This window comes from Streptomyces sp. NPDC051018, from assembly GCF_044456085.1.
In the GTDB taxonomy this organism is placed as follows: Bacteria; Actinomycetota; Actinomycetes; order Streptomycetales; family Streptomycetaceae; genus Streptomyces.
In genome coordinates this window covers 170,791-191,656 of the sequence record NZ_JBITFN010000008.1, presented here as the reverse complement: position 1 = coordinate 191,656, position 20,866 = coordinate 170,791, and the positions used below count along the sequence as shown (strand labels likewise).

18 protein-coding genes are annotated in these 20,866 nt (G+C 72.0%); 5 read left to right on the top strand and 13 right to left on the bottom strand.

The window, feature by feature from the left end:
* Nucleotides 1-241 precede the first annotated feature (241 nt).
* The 3 genes from ACIBCM_RS16375 (at nucleotide 242) to ACIBCM_RS16365 (ending at nucleotide 3,094) form a co-directional block, all read left to right on the top strand.
* Complete coding sequence (locus tag ACIBCM_RS16375) at nucleotides 242-826, top strand: sigma-70 family RNA polymerase sigma factor (protein WP_399243614.1); 585 nt, start codon at nucleotides 242-244, stop codon at nucleotides 824-826.
* On the top strand, nucleotides 823-1,566 hold the full coding sequence (locus ACIBCM_RS16370; RefSeq protein ID WP_399243613.1) for an anti-sigma factor domain-containing protein: 744 nt from the start codon (nucleotides 823-825) through the stop codon (nucleotides 1,564-1,566). The genes ACIBCM_RS16375 and ACIBCM_RS16370 overlap by 4 nt, the downstream gene beginning before the upstream one ends.
* A gap of 157 nt (nucleotides 1,567-1,723) precedes the next feature.
* Nucleotides 1,724-3,094: a cryptochrome/photolyase family protein gene (locus tag ACIBCM_RS16365; RefSeq protein WP_399243611.1), complete on the top strand. Its 1,371-nt coding sequence runs from the start codon at nucleotides 1,724-1,726 to the stop codon at nucleotides 3,092-3,094.
* A gap of 242 nt (nucleotides 3,095-3,336) precedes the next feature.
* On the opposite strand, the gene ACIBCM_RS16360 is transcribed toward ACIBCM_RS16365, so the two are convergent.
* The 12 genes from ACIBCM_RS16360 to ACIBCM_RS16305 form a co-directional block, all read right to left on the bottom strand.
* A complete protein-coding gene (locus tag ACIBCM_RS16360) occupies nucleotides 3,337-4,587 on the bottom strand; it encodes a class I SAM-dependent methyltransferase (protein WP_399243609.1) in 1,251 nt (416 codons plus the stop codon).
* Nucleotides 4,588-5,080: 493 nt separating this feature from the next.
* A complete protein-coding gene (locus tag ACIBCM_RS16355) occupies nucleotides 5,081-7,909 on the bottom strand; it encodes a DEAD/DEAH box helicase (protein ID WP_399243880.1) in 2,829 nt (942 codons plus the stop codon).
* Nucleotides 7,910-8,209: 300 nt separating this feature from the next.
* On the bottom strand, nucleotides 8,210-9,112 hold the full coding sequence (gene tatC / locus ACIBCM_RS16350; protein ID WP_399243878.1) for a twin-arginine translocase subunit TatC: 903 nt from the start codon (nucleotides 9,110-9,112) through the stop codon (nucleotides 8,210-8,212).
* A gap of 102 nt (nucleotides 9,113-9,214) precedes the next feature.
* The gene (tatA, locus tag ACIBCM_RS16345) at nucleotides 9,215-9,511 is read right to left on the bottom strand and encodes a Sec-independent protein translocase subunit TatA (protein WP_399243607.1); all 297 of its coding nucleotides are present in this window, start codon (nucleotides 9,509-9,511) and stop codon (nucleotides 9,215-9,217) included.
* Nucleotides 9,512-9,759: 248 nt separating this feature from the next.
* The gene (locus tag ACIBCM_RS16340; protein ID WP_399243605.1) at nucleotides 9,760-9,960 is read right to left on the bottom strand and encodes a hypothetical protein; all 201 of its coding nucleotides are present in this window, start codon (nucleotides 9,958-9,960) and stop codon (nucleotides 9,760-9,762) included.
* Between the two features lie 14 nt (nucleotides 9,961-9,974).
* Nucleotides 9,975-10,238, bottom strand: a complete 264-nt coding sequence (locus tag ACIBCM_RS16335; RefSeq protein WP_399243603.1) for a hypothetical protein — start codon at nucleotides 10,236-10,238, stop codon at nucleotides 9,975-9,977.
* A 352-nt stretch (nucleotides 10,239-10,590) separates the two neighbouring features.
* Nucleotides 10,591-11,547, bottom strand: coding sequence for a helix-turn-helix transcriptional regulator (locus ACIBCM_RS16330; protein ID WP_399243601.1), 957 nt, complete (start codon nucleotides 11,545-11,547; stop codon nucleotides 10,591-10,593).
* A gap of 18 nt (nucleotides 11,548-11,565) precedes the next feature.
* Nucleotides 11,566-12,546, bottom strand: a complete 981-nt coding sequence (locus tag ACIBCM_RS16325; RefSeq protein ID WP_399243599.1) for a helix-turn-helix transcriptional regulator — start codon at nucleotides 12,544-12,546, stop codon at nucleotides 11,566-11,568.
* A gap of 172 nt (nucleotides 12,547-12,718) precedes the next feature.
* Nucleotides 12,719-13,090, bottom strand: a complete 372-nt coding sequence (locus ACIBCM_RS16320; protein ID WP_399243597.1) for an FKBP-type peptidyl-prolyl cis-trans isomerase — start codon at nucleotides 13,088-13,090, stop codon at nucleotides 12,719-12,721.
* A gap of 43 nt (nucleotides 13,091-13,133) precedes the next feature.
* A complete protein-coding gene (locus tag ACIBCM_RS16315; protein ID WP_399243596.1) occupies nucleotides 13,134-14,072 on the bottom strand; it encodes an FKBP-type peptidyl-prolyl cis-trans isomerase in 939 nt (312 codons plus the stop codon).
* Between the two features lie 678 nt (nucleotides 14,073-14,750).
* Nucleotides 14,751-16,112: a Pup--protein ligase gene (pafA, locus tag ACIBCM_RS16310; RefSeq protein ID WP_399243594.1), complete on the bottom strand. Its 1,362-nt coding sequence runs from the start codon at nucleotides 16,110-16,112 to the stop codon at nucleotides 14,751-14,753.
* Between the two features lie 9 nt (nucleotides 16,113-16,121).
* Nucleotides 16,122-17,414 (bottom strand): MFS transporter, encoded by a 1,293-nt coding sequence (locus ACIBCM_RS16305; RefSeq protein ID WP_399243592.1) that lies wholly within the window; start codon nucleotides 17,412-17,414, stop codon nucleotides 16,122-16,124.
* Between the two features lie 419 nt (nucleotides 17,415-17,833).
* On the opposite strand from ACIBCM_RS16305, the gene ACIBCM_RS16300 reads away from it, so the two are divergent.
* Nucleotides 17,834-18,832 (top strand): LacI family DNA-binding transcriptional regulator, encoded by a 999-nt coding sequence (locus tag ACIBCM_RS16300; RefSeq protein WP_399243590.1) that lies wholly within the window; start codon nucleotides 17,834-17,836, stop codon nucleotides 18,830-18,832.
* 33 nt (nucleotides 18,833-18,865) lie between these two features.
* Complete coding sequence (locus ACIBCM_RS16295; protein ID WP_399243588.1) at nucleotides 18,866-19,930, top strand: hypothetical protein; 1,065 nt, start codon at nucleotides 18,866-18,868, stop codon at nucleotides 19,928-19,930.
* A 144-nt stretch (nucleotides 19,931-20,074) separates the two neighbouring features.
* Here ACIBCM_RS16295 and prcA read toward each other — a convergent pair whose 3' ends face one another.
* Nucleotides 20,075-20,854: a proteasome subunit alpha gene (prcA, locus tag ACIBCM_RS16290; protein WP_399243586.1), complete on the bottom strand. Its 780-nt coding sequence runs from the start codon at nucleotides 20,852-20,854 to the stop codon at nucleotides 20,075-20,077.
* Nucleotides 20,855-20,866: the final 12 nt, after the last annotated feature.

Here is a 20,866-nt window from a genome sequence, read left to right as displayed (position 1 = left end):
TTCTTCATCACGTACGGACGCGGTCCGGCGTGCGGCACAGAGAGCCGTTCGCCGGACCGCGTCCGTACGTGATCTCCCCACGACCGCAATCGCTGCGCCGGCCGACTGCCGCTCCCCCGTGCGGCCACCTGCCGCTCCCCGTGCGACCATCTGCGCACCCGGACCAATCCACCGCCGCTCCGGCGCCGAATGACCGGTGAGATCTGTCCGGACCCCTGGCCGCACAGTGGAGGAAAGCCGCGTGAACGACCCCGTATTCGTCGGTGGTCCCGCCTCGGCGAGACCGGATCTGCACCAACTGCTGGGCCTGGTGGCCCGCGGGGACCACGAGGCCTTCTCACGGGTGTACGACACGGTGTGCGGGCCGGTGCTCGGGCTGGTGCGGGCCGTACTGCGGGATCCGGCCCAGTCGGAGGAGGTGACCCAGGAAGTACTGATCGAGGTGTGGCGGACCGCCGCCCGCTTCCAGCCGTCCCGCGGCTCGGCCATGACCTGGATCCTCACCCTCGCCCACCGGCGCGCGGTGGACCGGGTCCGATCGGCGCAGGCGGCGTCCGACCGCGAGCGCAGAGCGGCGCTGCTCGACCGTACGCCCGCGTACGACCAGGTCGCCGAGCAGGTCGAGGCCCGGCTCGAACGCGAGCAGGTACGGCGCTGTCTGCGCGGACTGACGGAGCTTCAGCGGCAGTCGGTGACCCTCGCCTACTACCGGGGGCTGGCCTACCGGGAAGTGGCCGAACTGCTCTCCGTCCCGCTCGGCACGGTCAAGACGAGACTGCGCGACGGACTCATCCGGCTGCGTGACTGCCTGGGGGTGAGCGCGTGACCGCCGCGGATCTGCACACCCTGACCGGTGCCTATGTGCTGCACGCGCTGGAGCCCGAGGAGACCGCTGCGTTCGAGCGCCACCTCACCGAGTGTCCCTCCTGCGCACAGGAGGTCCGCGAACTGGCCGCCACGGTCGGCAGACTGGCCCTCGCGGAGGCTGTGACACCGCCGCCCGCGCTCAAGGACCAGGTGATGCGGCGGATTTCGGCCGAGCGCCAGCATCCGCCGCGTGTCGACCGGGTACGGGCGGAACGCCGGCGCGGCGGCCCGGTGTCGCGATTCGTCCTGGCCGCCTGTGTCGCGGCCGCCGCCGCCTTCGGCGGGGTGTCCTTCTGGCAGCACCAGGAGGCGAAGGACGCGCGCCGGGCGGCGGAGCGCGCGGAACGGACGACGGCCGAACTGGCCGCGGTGCTCGCCGCGCCCGACGCGAAGGCCACCACGGCACGGCTGCGGACGGGCGGCAGCGGCACGGTCGTGGTCTCCCGGAGCCGCGACCGGGCCGCCTTCCTCGTGACCGGGCTGCCCGAACCCCCTGCGGGCAAGGTCTACCAGCTCTGGTTCGACGACGGCGGCACGATGCGCCCGGCCGGGCTGCTGGACCGGAGCACCTCCGACGGCGCAGCGATCATGGACGGGCCGGTGGGCCCGGCCGCGGGCATGGGCCTCACCCTCGAACCGGCGGGCGGCTCGGCCGCGCCGACGACCGTCCCCGTCACTCAGATGACCTTTTCGGTATGACGCACCTGATATGACGCACCTGGCGCCTTGATGGCCGGGATTCCACCGTTTGACCGATACGGTCGGCATGCCAGCGGGGCCGCTCCCCGATCCGAGCCGCCCATCCACCGCCGGCTTTCCCCGCCTGTGGCGCTTCCCCTCCGAGGAAGGACGGCATATGACTGTTTCCGTCATGCTCTTCACCTCCGACCTGCGGGTCCACGACCAGCCGGCCCTGAGCGCCGCGGTGGACGCGGCCGAGACGGTGGTACCGCTGTTCGTGGTCGACCAGGGCGTGCGGCGGGCGGGGTTCGACGCGCCCAACCGGCGCGCCTTCCTGGCCGACTGCCTCGCCTCGCTGGACACCGGGCTGCGGGAGCGCGGCGGCCGGCTGGTCGTCCGGCTCGGCGAGGTCACGGAGCAGGTCTGCCGGGTCGTCACCGAGACGGGCGCGCGGTCGGTGCACATCGCCGCGGGCGTCAGCGCGTATGCCCAGCGCAGGGAGGACCGGCTGCGGCGGGCGCTGACGGACATCCGGTGCGCCCTGCACGTCCACGACGGCGTGGTCACCGCGCTGCCGCCCGGGCGGGTGACCCCCGCGGACCGCGACCACTTCGCGGTCTTCACCCCGTACTTCCGCAGATGGGAGGAGACCGGGCTGCGCCGGACCCTGGCCGCGCCCCGGAGGGTGGTGGTGCCGGAGCTGGCCGGGCGGCCGCTGCCCCGGCGCGGCGCGGTGACCGGGGTGTCGCCGGGGCTCGCGCGCGGCGGGGAGTACGAGGGACGGCACCGGCTCACCTCCTGGCTGACCCGCCCCCGTACCGGTATCCGGGCGTACGAGGAGCGCCACGACGATCTGCCGGGGGACACGACCTCGCGGCTGTCCCCGCATCTGCACTTCGGCACGCTGTCGGCGACCGAACTCGTCCAGCGGGCACGGCGCAAGGGCGGTCCGGGGGCGGCGGCCTTCGTACGGCAGCTGGCCTGGCGGGACTTCCACCATCAGGTGCTGTCCGCCCGGCCCGACGCCTCGCACACCGACTACCGGGCCCGCGGCGACCGCTGGCGCGAGGACGAGAAGGAGATCACCGCCTGGAAGGAGGGCCGTACGGGCTGCCCGATCGTGGACGCGGGCATGCGGCAGCTGCTGCACGAGGGCTGGATGCCCAACCGGGCGCGGTTGCTGGCGGCGAGCTATCTCACCAAGACCCTGTACACGGACTGGCGGATCGGCGCCCGCCACTTCCTGGACCTCCTGGTCGACGGGGACATCGCCAACAATCAGCTCAACTGGCAGTGGGCGGCGGGCACGGGTACGGACACACGCCCCAACCGGATCCTCAACCCGCTCGCCCAGGCCCGGCGGTTCGACCCGCGGGGTGACTATGTACGCCGCTGGGTGCCCGAACTGTCCTCGCTGCCGGGCCCCGGGGTCCACCGCCCGCAGGAGCTGCCCCGCCCGCAGCGCTCACGGCTCGACTACCCGGAACCACTGGTGGACCCGGCGGAGGGCCGGGCCCGGTTCGCACGGGCACGCGGGCTGGACTGAACCCCGACCGGATGGGGGCCGGGCCCCTGCCGACAGCCGGGACCGGCAACCGGGACCGGGGCCCGCCGGCAACCGGAGCCGGGATACCGGGCCGGGGCCCGCCGGCAACCGGAGCCGAGACGCTGTCCGGCCCCGGACACGGAAACCGGGGGGAGCCGGACAGGCCCGGGAAAACCCGGCCCGGCCCCGGTCGGTCCCCGGGGCCCGCCCCTGTGCGGGCACCCGCTCCCTTCGCGTCCGGCTCACCCCTCCGCCTTGGTGAACAACAGCTGCTCCACATCCAGACAGCCCGCCCGGAACCCCGCCTCGGCGGCGGCGAGACGGAAGGTCCACATTCGCCGGAACGCCGTGCCGAAGCCGAGCGCCCCGGCCTCGTCCGACCGTGCGGTGAAGCGCTCCCGCCACAGCCGCAGCGTCTCGGCGTAGTGCGGACCGAAGGTGTCGCGCGCGGCCGGGCGCAGTGCCGTGCAGCCCAGGGAAATCTCCTCGATCGCCCTGGTCGACGGCGGCTGTACGCCCGGGGAGAGGTACGCCCCGCTCCAGGCGGGGGCGCCGCCCGGGAAGACGAGCCATTCGTGCGGCACGGTGACGGTCTGGAGGGCGGCCCGCCCGCCGGGGGCGAGGAGCCGGTCGAGGGTCATGAACCAGTCGGGCCACAGCTCCGCGCCGACGGTCTCGACCGTCTCGACGCTCACAACGGCGTCGAACCGTCCGAGCACCTTGCGGTAGTCCCGCAGCAGCACCGACACCCGGTCCTCCAGCCCCTCCTGGAGAACGCGCATCCGGGCCAGGTCCCGCTGCTCGCGGGTGAGGGCTATCGCGAGAACCCGGGCACCCCGGCGGGCGGCCCGGATCGCCAGTTCGCCCCAGCCCGCGCCGATCTCCAGCAACTGGGTGCCCTCGGTGGCGTTCACCAGGTCGAGCAGCCGGTCGCACGCGCGCCGCTGTGCGGTGGCGAGCAGATGCTCCTCGGCGGGAAATCCGCGGAAGACGGCGCAGGAGTACGACATGGTCTCGTCCAGGAAGAGCCCGAACAGCGCGCCGGAGCGGGCGGGAAGGCCACCGGCGCCGACGGGCCCGGCCGGGGGGCCGTACACCGGGACCGCGCGTCGCGGCGGCCGGAGCCGGGCGGGTACGAGCGAGGTGCCGCTCGCGGCGAGCACGGTGAGCACGCCCACCGCGTCGGGGGTGTCCCACTCCCCCGCCGTATAGGACTCGGCGAAGCCGGTGAACCCGCCGGCGCCGATCCGGCGGGCGAAGGTGCGCGGCTCATGGACCTCCAGCAGCGGCCCGCCGAGCCCCGCGGACCCGCCGCCGCCGAATCGTACCCGCAGGGGCAGCCCGCCGAGAGTACGCCGTACGAACCGCTCGGCGGCGGCGGTACGCAACCGGGACATCGCGGGTGGAGCGGCGACCCCGGGCCGGCACCGGGCATCGGCGGGCCTCACGCCCGGGAGCGGCGGGGACGGCGGTTCCGTCAGGAAGGCTGCCATGACCTCACCCCCGCCAGGCCCGGCAGACGGACACCGGTCCGACCGCCTCGGACGGCGACGCTCGTACGCCCGTGTCGCGGCCCGGCGGAGAACCGTTTCCCTGAATCCGGATCGACCGGTCCGCAGGCCCGACGGCCGGCGGTACGTCATGGGTGCGCGTATGCCCGCCGAGTCGGCCGTACACCTCGTACCGGACCCCGTGGTGTGGGCGCGGCGGCCCGGACCCGGCGCTGAGTCCCGCCGCCCTGCTGTCCACCACGGCCGTGCGCCACCGTTTCCCCGCCATACCGCTCCCTCCGGGACGGCCGGACACCGCTCCTGACGGGGGATTCGGTACCGGACGGACCCCGGATTGGTCGGATCCGCACTCCGTGCCGTGCGGACGCGGGGGCCGGGAGCGGGAGACCACCGGGCCTGCCCCACCGGCCGGTCGGCCAAGCGCCCCATGGGCAGCCGACCCAGCCGACCCAGCCGGTCGGCCCGGCGTCCCGCGTCAGCCCACCGAGCTGTACGCCACCACGCCTCTCAGCAGCGCGTCCACCGCCTTGCGCGCGTTCTTCGCGACCGTGCTGTTCTCCCGGGGAGCCGCCGCCGCGATCTGGCCGAGTACGTCGATGACCTGCTTCGACCAGCGCACGAAGTCACCGGCGGGCATCTCGGCCTCGCGCAGCACCTCGTCGAGGCTCTTGTCCGACGCCCACTGGTGGACGGCCCAGGCGAAGCCGAGATCGGGCTCGCGCTGGCCGACACCCTCGGCCTGGTTGATCCTGAAGTCCTCCTCCAGGGCGTCGAGCCTGCCCCAGATGCGGACCATCTCCCCGAGCGCCGTCTTCGCCCTGCCGCCGGGGACCTTGGGTGCGACCGCGTCATCGGCCTGACGGGACTCGTACACCAGCGCCGAGACACAGGCGGCCAGCTCGGCCGGGTCGAGACCCTCCCAGACGCCGTCGCGGAGGCATTCGCTCGCCAGCAGGTCCAGCTCGCCGTAGAGGCGGGCGAGACGCCTGCCGTGCTCGGTGACCTCGTCGTCGCGGAGGTAGTCCATCTCGGTGAGCAGAGCGACGATACGGTCGAAGGTGCGGGCGATCGTGTTCGTACGGCCCTCGATGCGGTGCTCCAGCTGGCGGGTGTCCCGCTGGAGGCGGTGGTAGCGCTCGGCCCAGCGGGCGTGGTCCTCCCGCTCGGCGCAGCCGTGGCAGGGGTGGGCGCGCAGCTCCGCGCGCAGCCGGGCGATCTCGCGGTCGTCGGCGGCGGCCGAGCGCGGCTTGCGGTGCCGCTCGGGGACGATGTGCCCGGCCTTGGTACGCAGCGCGGACGCCAGATCCCGCCGGGACTGGGGCGAGCGCGGATTGAAGGACTTGGGGATCCGCATCCGCTCCAGCGCCTCCACGGGCACCGGGAAGTCGATCGACGCGAGCCGCTTGACCTGCCGCTCGGCGGTGAGGACGAGCGGACGCGGGCCGTCGTGGTACTCGAAGCCCCGGTGGCCGTTGGTGCGGCCCGCGGGAATCCCCGGGTCGAGGACCAGCGCGAGGCCCGCGAACTTGCCCGTGGGGACATGGATGACATCGCCGGGCTTGAGCTTCTCCAGCGAGACGGCGGCGGCGGCCCTGCGCTGGGCCGCGCCCTGCTTGGCCAGCTCCGTCTCCCGGTCCTTGAGGTCGCGGCGCAGCCGCGCGTACTCCTCGAAGTCGCCGAGGTGGCAGGTCATGCCCTCGCGGTAGCCCTCCAGCCCCGCCTCGTTCTTCTGGACCTGGCGGGAGATGCCGACGACGGAACGGTCCGCCTGGAACTGCGCGAACGAGGTCTCCAGCAGCTCGCGCGAGCGGTGCCGCCCGAACTGCTGCACCAGATTGACCGCCATGTTGTACGACGGCTTGAAGCTGGAGCGCAGCGGGTAGGTGCGGGTGCCGGCGAGCCCCGCGAGGGCCGCCGGGTCCATGGCGCGCTGCCACAGCACGACCGCGTGGCCCTCGATGTCGATGCCCCGGCGTCCGGCGCGCCCGGTGAGCTGGGTGTACTCACCGGGGGTGATGTCGGCGTGCTGCTCGCCGTTCCATTTGACGAGCTTCTCCAGGACCACGGAGCGGGCGGGCATATTGATGCCGAGGGCCAGGGTCTCGGTCGCGAACACGGCCTTCACCAGCCCGCGGACGAACAGCTCCTCCACGACCTCCTTGAAGGTCGGGAGCATGCCGGCGTGGTGCGCGGCGATGCCCCGTTCGAGACCTTCCAGCCACTCGTAGTAGCCGAGGACGTTCAGATCCTCGGTGGGGATGGCGGCGGTCCGCTCCTCGACGATGGCGCGGACCCGGGCGCGGGCGTCCTCGTCGTTGAGCCGCAGTCCGGCGTACAGGCACTGCTGTACGGCGGCCTCGCACCCGGCCCGGCTGAAGATGAAGGTGATCGCGGGCAGCAGCCCCTCAGCGTCGAGGCGCTCGATGACCTCGGGCCGTCCGGGTGTCCAGACCCGGCTGCGCTGGCGGCGCTCGCGCTCGCGGTCGGCCTCGCGGATCATCTTGCCGCGCCGCCGGTCGCGGGGGTTGTACGTGCGCTGGTTCTCCATCCGCGCGAGGCGCACGAGATCGGGGTTGACCTCACGGCGGGCGGTGCCCCGGCCCCCGTGGTCGCTCTCCTCCTCGAAGAGGTCGTACATCCGGCGCCCGGCCATCACGTGCTGCCACAGCGGCACGGGCCGGTGCTCGGAGACGATGACCTCGGTGTCGCCGCGGACGGTGTCCAGCCAGTCGCCGAACTCCTCCGCATTCGAAACGGTCGCGCTCAGTGACACCAGGGTCACGGAATCGGGCAGATGGATGATCACCTCTTCCCAGACGGCGCCGCGGAAGCGGTCGGAGAGGTAGTGGACCTCGTCCATGACCACATAGCCCAGGTTGACCAGCGACTGCGAGCCCGCGTACAGCATGTTCCGCAGGACCTCGGTGGTCATGACGACGACCGGGGCATCGGCGTTGACGCTGTTGTCACCGGTCAGCAGGCCGACCCGGCCGGCGCCGTAGCGCTTGGCGAGGTCGGTGTACTTCTGGTTGGACAGCGCCTTGATCGGCGTGGTGTAGAAGCACTTGCGGCCCTGCTGGAGCGCGAGATGGACGGCGAACTCGCCGACGATGGTCTTGCCGGAGCCGGTGGGCGCGGCGACGAGCACGCCCTTCCCCGCCTCCAGGGCCTGACAGGCTTCGAGCTGGAAGGGGTCCAGGTCGAAGGCGTACATCCGGCGGAAGGGGGCCAGCGCGGTCGCCTCGTCGGCGGCGCGGACGCGGGCGGCGGCGAAGCGCTCGGCGGGAGAGAGATCCTCGGTCATCTTGGTCACGAGCCTACCCGCCAGGTACGACAGTCAGCGCGGAGTTAATCGCCCCGAGCACCCATCCCCCTCCGGCCCGGGTCCGTGCCCCACCGGGCGGGGCGGGAGCGAGGCGCGGAGCGGGGCCGGAACGTGGCTCGGAGCCGGACACGGTACGGGCCAGGACACGGTACGGGCCGGGACGCGCCGGAGACGGAGACGGCGCGGGCCCCGACATGGCGCGGGGCCGTGACGGATGAAGTCCGTCCGGCCCCTGCGGTGGCATCCCGGTGTACCCGCGCCGGGTGGCGACGCCCGGTCTCAGGTGATGTCGTCGTATCCGTTCACCCGGGGAGCGCGCCCGCCGTCCGCCTCGCCGCCCGCCTGCTCGGGCAGGGCGCGTGCCGCGGCGACCGGTTCGGTCCCGCCGACGGCCTCGGGGGTGAGGTCCAGGTGCGACGCCTCGTCGTCGTCGAGTCCCGCGTCCGGGTTCCGCCGTGCGCGGCGCCTGTCGTTGATCATCGCGAATCCCACGGCCGCGAAGTACAGGACGATGATCGGCCCGGAGAGGGCGATCATGCCGATGGGGTCGGTCGTGGGGGTGGCGATCGCGCCGAAGACGAAGACGCCCATCACCACGGCCCGCCACCAGTGGACCATCCTGCGCCCGGTGACCAGACCCACCAGATTCAGCATGATCAGCAGCAGGGGGAGTTCGAAGGCCAGCCCGAACACCAGCACCATGCGCACGGTGAAGTCGAGGACGTCGTCCAGTTCGAGGAGGTTGCCCGCCGCGTCGGGGGTGATGCTGATCAGGACCTTGACGCTGATCGGCATGACCACGTACGCGAGGTAGGCGCCGGCCATGAAGAGCGGCACGGCGGCGGCGACGAAGTAGTACGTGTACTTCTTCTCGCTGCGGTGCAGCCCGGGGGCGACGAACGCCCAGAGCTGGTACAGCCAGACCGGACAGGAGAGGACCACGCCCGCCAGCAGGGTCACCTTCACGGTGGTGGTGAAGGGCGACAGCAGCTTGTTGAAGACGATGTTGGCGCACTTGCCGCCGGTGTTGGTCTGGCCCGGCTCGCACGCCGGGACGGGCGCCGCGAGGAAGTCCATCAGCTCCTTGTTGTAGAAGCCGGCGATGATGCTGGCGACGATGATCGCCAGCAGTCCCTTCGCGAGCCGGTTGCGCAGCTCACGCAGATGGTCCGCGAGCGGCATCCGCCCCTCGGGGTCCTTCGCCTTCTGTTTCGAGCGGGCAGGCTTGAGCAACCCACGTCCTCATCTCGTGCGGCAGACAGCCCAGCGGGGGCGGCCTTGTGGTCAGCGCTGGGGGGTGTCGGTGGGCTCGGCCACGGGACGGGCGCTCGTCACATCGCCGGGCGACGCCTGGATCGTCCGCGGGGCGGTGGTCTGCCCCGGAGCCGGGTCCTGCGGCGGGTCGGCGGGGGCGGTGGACGACGGGCCGCCCTCGGACTTCATCGCCCGGGCCTCGCTCTTCAGGATGCGGGCGGACTTGCCCAGCGAACGGGCCATGTCGGGAAGCTTCTTGGCCCCGAAGAGGAGAAAGATGGCAAGGAGGATGAGGGTGATCTCCAACGGACCGATCTGTCGGAACATAACGGGTGTCTACCTTCTCACCGAGGCGGCATGGGGCTGGGCTGTGGACCGTGGTGGCGGTGTCCCGGCCACGACCAGCAGCGATCGTAACTCTCACGGGTGAACGCAAGGCAATCCCCTGACGTACTCCCGTTGGCGGCAGGCGCCTCATTGCCTGCTGCCGCCGCTTCAGCGTACCGTCCACAACGCCCGTACATCAGAGTGTGTCCGCCACCATTTGTACGACACAGTCACAAATTCCGGGCGCGTCAGCGCCGCAGGGTCTCCCCGTCGCGGGCGAGGTCCGCGGCGGCCCGCTCCAGGTCCTCCGCGGCCCGGTTGATCCGCTCCGCCGTGTGCGCGACCTCGCGCCCCAGCCGCTGGGCCTCGATGAACACTCGGATCCCGAGGACGCCGAGGACGGCGATCCCGGCGAAGCCGAGGACGACGGCGATCATGGGCCAGTACACGGACTGCTCCTCACTCAGGCGTTCGGAGCGGCGGGCTGGAGGCGGAGCGTGCGGACGCCTCCGCCGGTGAGGAGTTCGACGATCCGCTCACCGGCCGGCTTGCGTACGGCGGAGCCGCACTCGGGGCAGGTGAAGGAGTAGAACGTCGTACGGGGGCTGCCGCCGATCGCCAGCCGCAGCGCGTCCGCGGCCAGTTCGAAACGGGCACGGCAGTCGGGGCACGCGGCCCGGAAGTGAACAGGGCCCACCGAGGCCGCAATATCTGACATCAGAGACATACGACGCAAATCTCCCTATTCCTGACCGGCGACTCCCGACCGCCGCTCATTCCGTCACTCATCGCGGACAGCTCTTTCCTGCCACTCCCGACCGATGATCCCGCGCCGCCCGGGCCGCTGTCTGCCCCGGCCGGAAATCGATGCCGGCGTTCCGGACCGGTAGTGCTGTGGCCGGAAAGGTTTGCCGTGGGCCCGCGGCGTCCGGTGCGGTGCAGCGCAAGGCGGAGGTCCGCAGCCCGTACTCGCCGTACTCGCGCGGTCCGACAACGCAGCTGGGGGTACCTCCGGGCCGCCGGGCCCAGGGGGAGCCGTGCAGGGCGTCGCGGGCCGGTGAACCTCTCCGGTCACAGCACTAGACCGCGTCGCCATACGCGGCGAGGGCGTCACGGGCCGCCTGCCTGGCACTTTCCGCCAGCTCCTCCGGTGCGACGATCCGCCCGTCCTGCCCGAGCCGCAGCGCGAGCCGGCGCAGGGAGGCCGGAGACGGAGTCCGCAGGGTGATCCGCAGGCCGCCGTCGGCCAGATCCTCCGCCCGGTCGTGGGGGTAGTACTCGGCCACCCACCGCCCGCCGGGCCCGACCTCGACCACCACCTCGGGATCGTCCGCCGAGGGCTGCACCAGCCCCTCCGACAGATCCCTCAGCTCTATCTCGGGCGGCGCGGCCGGAGCGTCCAGCAGCCGGATCTCCGCCACCCGGTCCAGCCGGAAGGTCCGGCGCGCCTCGGAGAGCCGGCACCACGCCTCCATATAGGTGTGCCCGACGGCGAAGAGCCGGATCGGATCGACCTCACGCTCGGTCAGCTCGTCCCGCGCGGGCGAGTAGTAGCGCAGCCACAGCCGCCGCCGCTCCGAAATGGCCCGGTCCACCTCGGCGAAGACCCCGCCCTCGGACTCGAAGGTCACCGCCATCCGGGCGGACGCCCCGGCCACCTCCCCCGCCGCCGTCTCCAGCTTCGCGGTGGCGCGCACCAGCGCCTCCCGGTCGCCCTCGCGCAGCCCCGGCAGCGTCGCCACGGCGCGCGCGGCCACCAGGAGCGCGGTCGCCTCGTCGGCCGCGAGCCGCAGCGGCTCGGCGACATCGTCCGGGTTGTGCCACCAGATGCGGTCGCCGTCGGTGTCGATATCGAGGAGGTCGCCGCCCCGGAAGCTGGTCCCGCACATCGGCAGCACATCGAGATCGGAGATCAGCTCGTCCTCACTGATCCCGAACGCACGGGCCACATCGGCCACATGGGCGCCGGGGCGCTCCCTCAGATAGGTCACCAGCGAGAGCATCCGCCGGGTCTGGTCAATGGCGTTGGTGGCCATGGTCCGTACGCCTTCCCCTCAGCCCTTGGCCACGGCACGCAGCCGGTCCACGACATCGGCCCGCAGATCGGCGGGCTCCAGCACGACCACGTCCGGGCCGAACTCCACCAGCCAGGCGTCCAGTCCGTGTCCGTACGGAATCTCCAACTCGTCCCAGTCGCCGTCCACTTCCCGCACCGACCCGGCGCGGGCGCGCAGCGGATAGCCGGAGCCGGAGCGCAGTCTGATCCGGGCGGTACGGGTCGCCGTCTCGCCCGCCCAGGTCTCCACGGTCTCCCGGACGGTGACCACATCGGGCACGGGCGCGGTGAACGACCCGGCGCGCGAGCGGACCCGGCCGGTGATCCGGGAGAGCCGGAACACCCGTTCGGCGGCCCGGTCCCGGTCCCAGCCCGCCAGATACCAGTGGCCGCGCCAGCACTCCAGCGTCCACGGCTCGACCGTACGCTGCCCGGGACGCGCGGCGTTGGCCTTGCGGTAGTCGAAGACGACGGGCCTGCGGTCACGGCAGGCGAGCATCAGGGGCTCGAACGCGGCCTCGTGGACCGGGATCCGCGGCTCCAGCGCGCTGTGCTGGGCCTCGTACGAGTCCTCCGCCTCGGGCATCCCCGCGGCGCGCAGCTTCTGGAGCGCACCGCTGGCGGCACCGGCGAGCCGCGCCTGCTGCCACACCTTGGCGGCGAGACCGAGCGCGGCGGCCTCCTCCGCGTCGAAGGTGATCGGGGGCAGCCGGTTGCTGTCGCGGCGGGCGAGATAGCCGACCTCGCCGTCGAGGTTCTCCACCGTCTCGATGACCAGACCGAGTTCGCGCAGATCGTCCTTGTCGCGCTCGAACATCCGGTTGAAGGAGTCCTCGGACGCCGTCCCGGACTCGGCGGAGCGGAACGCCTCGACATAGGCTTCGATGGACTCGCGAAGTTCGCGCTTGCTGAGCGGGCGCCGCGTCCCCAGCAGGCACAGCGCCAGATTCATCAGCCGCTCGGCCTTGGCAATGGCCATCGACGCCCTGCACCTCTTCTGATCGAGTCGCGTTCCGCCCGATGACCGTACAGCCCCGGGGTGTCACGGGAAAAGCCGAGGGCGGCCCTCAGCAAAAACGCGGCAAAAAATGAGGCAAAGACCGAGGGCCCATGCTCCGGGGAGCAGGGGCCCTGCACCGGCCGTCACCGGCTCAGACGGACACCAGGTCGCAGACGAAGATCAGGGTCTCGCCCGGCTTGATCCGGCCGCCCGCGCCACGGTCGCCGTAGGCGAGCTTCGCGGGGATGATCAGCTGACGGCGCCCGCCGACCTTCATGCCCTGCACTCCCTGGTCCCAGCCGGGGATGACCTGGCCGACACCGAGCTGGAACTTCAGCGGCTGGCCGCGGTTCCAGGACGCGTCGAACTCCTCACCGGTGGAGAAGGCCACACCCACATAGTGGACGGAGACGAAGTCGCCCGCCTTGGCCTCCGGGCCGTCACCCTCCCAGATGTCCTTGATCTCCAGGTCGGCCGGCGGCTCGCCGCCCGGGAAATCGATCTCGGGCTTCTCGATGCTCACTGAACTAGCTCCTCACAAAGGTGAACGGGCAACCGGGACAGTCTTACACCTTCGCCAGAAGGTCCACGCTGAAGACCAGCGTGGAGTTCTTCGGGATGCCCTGCTGCTCCTTGGCGCCGAAGCCCTGGTCCGGCGGGATGACCAGCAGGACGCGGCTGCCGAGCTTCTTGCCCGCGAGACCGTCCTTGAGGCCCTTCAGCGTGAGCTGGTCCAGCGGGAAGGTCTGGGTGGTCTGCGCCTTGTACGTGCTGTCGAACTGCTTGCCGCCCTCCCACAGGTACGCCTCGTACTTGACGACGACGTTGTCCTTGGCGGTGACCAGGGGGCCCTTGCCCTCCAGGACGTAGTTGGAGACGAGCTTCTTGGGGGCGGCCGACTTCGGGACGGTAAGCGAGGGGGCCTTGCCGTCGTCGTTGGTGCCCACCTTCGGCAGGTCGGTGTCGGTCTGGGCGACCGCGGTGCCCTTGGCGGACACCGGAACACTGGTGCCCTTGACGATGTCCATGACGAAGACCAGCGTGGCGTTGGCCTTGATGTCGCCCTTGGCCTCGCTGCCGTAGCCGAGGCTCGGCGGAATGGCCACCTCAAGGCGGCTGCCGATCTTCTGGCCCTCCAGGGCCTTCTGCCAGCCCTCGATCACGCCCTGGCCCCCGATGGAGACATCGAAGGGCTCGCCGCGCTTGAAGCTTTCGTCGAAGGGCTTGTTCTCGTCCCACTCCTGGCCGAGGTAGTTCACCGAGGCCTGGTCGCCCTTCTTGAGGACGGCTCCCTTGCCCTCGCTGATGACCTCGATCTTCAGCTGCTTCGGCGGGTCGCCCTCGCCCTTCGCCAGAGTCGGTTTCTTCCCGAACTCGGCACCGGCGGTGATGGCGGGGAGGCCGCCCTTGGACGAGATGGAGTCGGAGCCCTTGTCCTCACTGCCGCACGCCGCTGTCGACAACAGCAGCAGGGGGACGACAAGAAGGCCGGCAATTCGGCGCACGTGTTCCTCAGATCTCAGACGGCACGGTAACAGTCCCCCGACACTCTAGGCCGTGCCGAGGGCCCCGTACGCGGAACGTACGGGGCCCGAGTGGCGTTCCCCCCTCTTTTGGGCGCTCGGTTCACCTCCGAGGCGCTTTAGCGTGCACCGACGGTCGATCGTGCCTGCCTTTTTGAGCGCTCGGGTCACCTCCGAGGCGCTCAAGCGTGCACCGACGGTCGATCGTGCTCGACCACTCGTTCCTCGCGGCCTCCGCGCGTTCTCCCTTTCGGCACCCGCGCGCCTCTTCAGCTCACTCGCGAAACACCCGGTCACCCAACCCCACAGGCGCGGCACCCGCCTCCGCGCGACCCCCCTATCGGCCCGGCTCTCTCTTCAGCCCACTCCCGGAAAACCCGGTCACCCACCCCCCGCTGGCGCGGCACGGGCATCGCGCGACCTCCCTATCGGCCCGGCACGTCTCTTCGGCCCACTCGCGGAAAGCCCGGTCACCACCCCCGCAGGTGCGGCACCAGCCACCGCGCATACTCCCGACCGGACGCCGCGCGCCTCTTCGGCTCACTCGTGGAAAGCTCGGTTGCCGCGCCTGTGGGTGCGGCACCGGGCACCGCGCAACCTCCCGACCGGGCAGCCCCGGGCGCCTTCGGCCGGCTCGCGGGTGCCCGGTCGGGTGGGGTGCTACATGCCTGCGATGAGCTTCTCGACCCGGTCGTCCACGGAGCGGAAGGGGTCCTTGCACAGCACGGTCCGCTGTGCCTGGTCGTTCAGCTTGAGGTGGACCCAGTCGACGGTGAAGTCCCGCCGCTGCTCCTGGGCGCGGCGGATGAAGTCGCCGCGCAGCCGTGCCCGGGTGGTCTGCGGGGGCACGGACTTGCCCTCGAAGATCTTCAGGTCGTTGCAGATCCGGGCAGCCTGGCCCTTGCGCTCCAGGAGGTAGTACAGCCCGCGCCTGCGGTGGATGTCGTGGTAGGCGAGGTCTATCTGGGCGACCCGCGGATGGGACATGGTCATGTTGTGCTTGGCCCGGTAGCGCTCGATGAGCTTGTACTTCATGACCCAGTCGATCTCGGTGCCGATGCGGTCGAGGTCCTCCGAGTCGATCGCGTCCAGCGTGCGGCCCCACAGCTCCAGCACCTGTTCGACGACGCCGGTGCGGATGCCCCGCCGGTCGACGAAGTCGACGGCCTTCTCGTAGTACTCCCGCTGGACCTCCAGCGCGGACGCCTCGCGCCCGCTGGCGAGGCGCACCTTGCGCTGTCCGGTGATGTCGTGGCTGACCTCGCGGATCGCCCGGATCGGGTTCTCCAGGGTGAGGTCGCGCATCACGGTGCCCGCCTCGATCATGCGCAGCACGAGGTCGGTCGCGCCGACCTTGAGGAGCATGGTCGTCTCGGACATGTTCGAGTCGCCGACGATGACATGGAGGCGGCGGTAGCGCTCGGCGTCCGCGTGCGGCTCGTCCCGGGTGTTGATGATCGGGCGCGAACGGGTGGTCGCGGAGCTGACCCCCTCCCAGATGTGTTCGGCGCGCTGGCTGACGCAGTAGACCGCGCCGCGCGGGGTCTGGAGCACCTTGCCCGCGCCGCAGAGCAGCTGACGGGTGACCAGGAAGGGGATGAGGATGTCCGCGAGCCGGGAGAACTCGCCGTGGCGGGCGACGAGGTAGTTCTCGTGGCAGCCGTAGGAGTTTCCCGCCGAGTCGGTGTTGTTCTTGAACAGATAGACGTCGCCCGCGATTCCCTCCTCGTGCAGACGGCGTTCGGCGTCGACGAGCAGTCCTTCGAGAATGCGCTCGCCCGCCTTGTCGTGGGTGACCAGCTCGGTCACATTGTCGCATTCGGGTGTGGCGTATTCCGGATGCGAACCCACGTCGAGGTAGAGGCGGGCGCCGTTCCGCAGGAAGACATTGCTGCTGCGGCCCCATGAGACGACACGGCGGAAGAGGTAGCGCGCCACTTCGTCAGGTGACAGTCGGCGCTGTCCCCTGAACGTGCACGTGACGCCGTACTCGTTCTCCAGCCCGAAAATGCGGCGGTCCATGTCTGAACATTACGCCTCAAGCCCTGAGCTCAAACCGGGTTCGCCGACACCGTTCCGATCATCTTCCACGGCGGCGGCCGGCGGACCGGTCGCGGAACCCCTGGTGTCCTCGGTGCGTACGGGAGCGGACAGCACCCGCCGGGTGGCCGTCAGCACCAGCAGCGCGGCGATTCCGCCGGCCCCGGCGACGGCGAAGCCGCGGGCTGTGCCGCCCATCTCGACCACGGGCCCCGCGACGGCGGTGCCGGCCGCCGCGCCGACTCCGAAGGTGGTCACCAGCCAGGAGAACGCCTCGGTGACCGTGCCCCTGGGCGCGTGCCGGTCCACGACGACGAAGGCGCAGGCGATCGCGGGGGCGAGGAACACCCCGGCGGCGGCGCAGAGCGCGGCCATGGCGGGGACACCGGGCGTGAGCGCGGGCGGCAGATAGCCGAGCGCGAGCAGCGCCACGAGGACGCGGAGCCTGCGTTCGGGGGCGCCCGTCCACTCCCGGGCGCCGTACAGGACGCCTCCGATGAGCGCCCCGAGGCCGAGCGCTGCCATCAGCCAGCCGTACACGGCCTCGCCGCCGTGCCCGTCAGCGTAGGCGACCGCGGCGACGGTGATCGAGCCGAGTGCCAGCCCGACGAAGAAGAACGCCCCGAGCAGGGCGAGCAGACCGGGTGAGCGCAGGGCGCCGAGCCAGTGGGCCTCGCGGGGCGCGGAGCGCCAGAGCCTGGAGGGCTCGGACACGACCACGCTGAGCGCGCCCAGCACGCCGAGAACGTTGATCACCAGCAGCGCGGCGCCCGCGGACCAGAGCGAGACGAGCAGGGTGACCAGAAGCGGTCCGAGGGTGAACATGATCTCCTGGGCGACCGCGTCCAGGGCGTACGCGCGGTGGACCCGGTCCTCCCGGCCCAGGACTCCCGGCCACAGGGCGCGCAGTCCGCCCTCCAGGGGCGGGGTGAAGAGTCCGGCGACGGCGACGGCCGCGTAGGCGACGGGGAGCGAGCCGGTCCCCGCGACGGCGAGCAGCACCATGCCGAGCGCGGAGACGACGGCGGTGGGCAGCTGGACGCGCGGCTGGCCGCGCAGGTCGACGGCCCGCCCGAGGAGGGGCTGCCCGACGGCGTTGGCGATCCCGTACGCCGCGGCGAGCCCGCCGGCGAGGCTGTAGCTCCCGCCCTCCGCCCGGGTGAACAGCACGATGGCCACGGGCGCGGTGGCGTTGGGCAGCCGCCCCACGAGCGTCCCGGCGAGCAGCCGTGCGGCGTGGGGGGCCTTGAGGATGTCCGCGTAGCCGCCGGTTCCCTGGGCCATGTCGGGCTCCTCTCTCCCGGCCCGGGCCGAGTTTTACGTATAACCTGGCGACGTTATACGTACCATGTCTGCAGCCTCCGGTCCATGCGCCGCCGTCCGGGGGACCATACGATCGCCGGGCGGCCACCCGCCGGAGGACGGCAGTCATGGCACAGGGGTCCCGAGGACACGGCACCGGCCCGCGCGTTCCGGCGGGCGGCGGGAACGGGCCGGATCCGGACGGCGCGACGGCTGACCGGGGCCACGGGGTGCCCGCGTCCGGGACCGGCGCCGACGGCCGTGGTGACACGGGCCCGCGGCGGCAGGGCCCCGGAGGTGCGGCCCCCGGGCCCCCGGGCGGTCATGGGACCGCCGGCGAGGCACGGGACGCCCCTCCCGGGGCCGGAACCGCCCCGGGCGCGCGGCCCACCAGCCGCGATGTGGCACGCGCCGCGGGCGTCTCGCAGGCGACCGTGTCCCTGGTGATGGGCGGCAAGTGGCGCGGCAGGGTCTCCGTGACGACCGCCGACGCCGTACGGGACAAGGCCACGGCGCTCGGGTACCGGCCCAATCTGGCCGCCCGGAATCTCCGCCTCGGGCGGACCAGGACCGCGCTGCTGGTGGTCCCCGCCCTCACCAACGAGTTCTTCGCCCGTGTGTACACGGGGGCCGCCTCCGTGGCGGCCGAGCACGGCTTCGGTGTGGTCGTCTACCCCTCCCCCGACGGCATCGGCCCCGCCAGGGACCCCTTCGCCTCCGCCCGGGCCGCCCTCGACGGCGTGATCGCCTCCTCCATGGCCTCCGAGGCCCTCGCCGCGTTCCGGGGCACCGATCTCCCGCTCGTCCTGCTCGACAGCGACCCGTCCGACCGGGGAGCCGCCGCCCATGTGAATCTCGACATCGCGGACGGCATGCGGCGGACGGCGGAGCATCTGCTGGCCCTCGGCCACCGGCGGTTCGTGCATCTCGCGTCGGCGGTGACCTCCTGGACGTTCGACACCCGTGCCCGGTCGCTCACGGCCGCGCTCGACCGGGTCACCGGCACTTCGGTACGGTCCGTCCGCGTGCCGTTCTCCGTGGACGCCGCCCGTGAGGCCGCGGAAGCGGCGCTCGGCGGGCCGGGCCCGCGGCCCACCGCGATCGTGTGCGACGGGGACATCCTGGCGGCCGGGGCCTGCAAGGCCGTACGCCGTCTCGGGCTGGGCGTTCCCGGCGATATCTCGGTCACCGGGTTCGACGACCTCAGCCTCGCCACCGCGCTGGAGCCGGAGCTGACCACCGTGCGCCTGCCCGCCGAGCGGGTCGGCGAGCGCGGGATGTCGGCACTGCTCGCGGTCCTCCACGGACAGCGGCCGGAGGGGGACGATCTGCCGGTCGAACTGGTCGTCCGCGGCTCCTCGGGCCCCGCCCGGGACGGGGACCGTGGAACGGCCCCTTGAGACCACGGGCGGCGCCGTGTCACGATCACGATCATGACGTGTCCGGCCCAGACCCCGATCGACGCTGTCCTGATCGGGACGGTCGCCGCGCCGGGCACGGTGACTCCGCTCGGCGGCGGACGGCTGGCGGTGGTGGACCGGAGCCGGCTGGAGATCCATGACGCCGGTGCCTTCCTGACCGGCACACTCACCCCCGTACGGACGCTCTCCCTGCCCCGGCGCGCGGCGGCGACCCCGCTGGAGGACGGGGCCGTCGTCTGTGAGGCCGGAGGAATCCGCCGTATCGGGCCGGACGGAAGCACCCGCTGGGCGTTACCGCACGCTCCCTGGCAGGGCGGGCCCCGGGGCCCGCGCGCACCCGGACCGCCCGCCGTGAGCGCGGACGGCGGTCTGGTCAGTGTGCTGGTGCCGGGGCCCGGCGGCGGTGGAACCCGGCCCCCGGACGGCCGGAGCCGGCCGCGCGGCGCACGCAATGTGCTGCTGTTGCTCGACGCCCTCACCGGGCGGATCCGTACCGGCCGCCCGGTCGACGGCAGCGCCGCCGCGGTCACCCAGCGCTGGCATCCCCACGGCTCGCTGCTCGCCCTGTCCTGCTGGACGGCCCGGTACAGCTGGTCGACCTGGTGGATCGAACCGCGCCACGACGGGCTCCACATCAGGGGCGGCACCCTGATGCGCGAGGTGATCGGCTTTCTGCCCGGGGTGTCACGGGTGCTCACCATGCGGCGCGCCGAACAGATCGCCCCCAACGACGACCGTGACGAGCTGGCCTCGCACGATGTGGCCGCGGACGAACCTGCGGCCCTGTACGACCTCACCCGGCTCACCGGCGACCGCGACCGGTGCCATGGGCCTCAGGAGGGCGGCGACGAGTTCGACGACGCCTTCCTCCTCGACGACCGGCATCTTCTGGTCACGGGCCGGCTCCGCGGTCCGGGACGGCGGAGCACCGGACGTCACTGGCTGTGCGACGCGATCACGCTCCGGCCGCTGGGCAGGATGCGCTATCCGGCTTCGGCCGACCGGGTGACCGCGCTCGGCGACGGCACCTGGCTGACCCGCGGTCCGAGGGGACTCCACCGCTGGACGCTGCCCTGAGCGCACGCGACCGGCGCGGTACGGGAACGGCCCCGGCCCGGGCTCCCCACGTGGGCGGCCCTGGGCCGGGGCCGCTGGACAAGCGCCGGCCGAACGCTGAACGCTGCCGTTGCTTCCTGTGACTCCGGGCGATACGCCGATGCGCTACTGCTCGCCGCTCTCCTCGCCCTCCTCGGTCTCCTCCACGGAGTCGGACGGCGCGTCCGTCGGCGCCGAAGCCGCCCCGTCCGCGTCCAGCAGCCGGGCGAGCTGCCGGCCCACGATCCGCTTGAACTTCCGCTGCTGGGGTCGCGTACGGTCCAGGACCGCCACCTCCAGCCGCTCCGCGGGGATCTCCCGGTCGCTGCCGTTCGGCTGGTTCGACAGGGCCTCCACGGCCAGCTTCAGCGCCTCGGCGAGCGACATCCCGTCACGGTGCCGCTGGTCGAGGAAGGTACTGAGCTGCTCCGCGTTGCCGCCGACCGCGACCGAACCGTGCTCGTCCACGATCGACCCGTCGTGCGGCAGCCGGTAGATCTGGTCGCCGTCCGGGGTGGCGCCGACCTCGGCGACGACCAGTTCCACCTCATAGGGCTTCTCGGCCTGGCTGGAGAAAATGGTGCCGAGCGTCTGGGCGTACACATTCGCCAGACCGCGGGCGGTCACATCCTCACGGTGATAGGTGTAGCCGCGCAGATCGGCATAGCGGACTCCGCCGATCCGGAGGTTTTCGTACTCGTTGTACTTTCCGGCCGCGGCGAAGGCGATCCGGTCGTAGATCTCGCTGAATTTGTGCAGCGCACGGGACGGGTTCTCACCGACGAAGACAATGCCGTCGGCGTACTGGAGCACAACAAGACTGCGGCCGCGGGCGATGCCTTTGCGGGCGAATTCCGCCCGGTCCTGCATGGCCTGGGCGGGCGAGACATAGAACGGCGTCGTCACCGGCTATCCGTC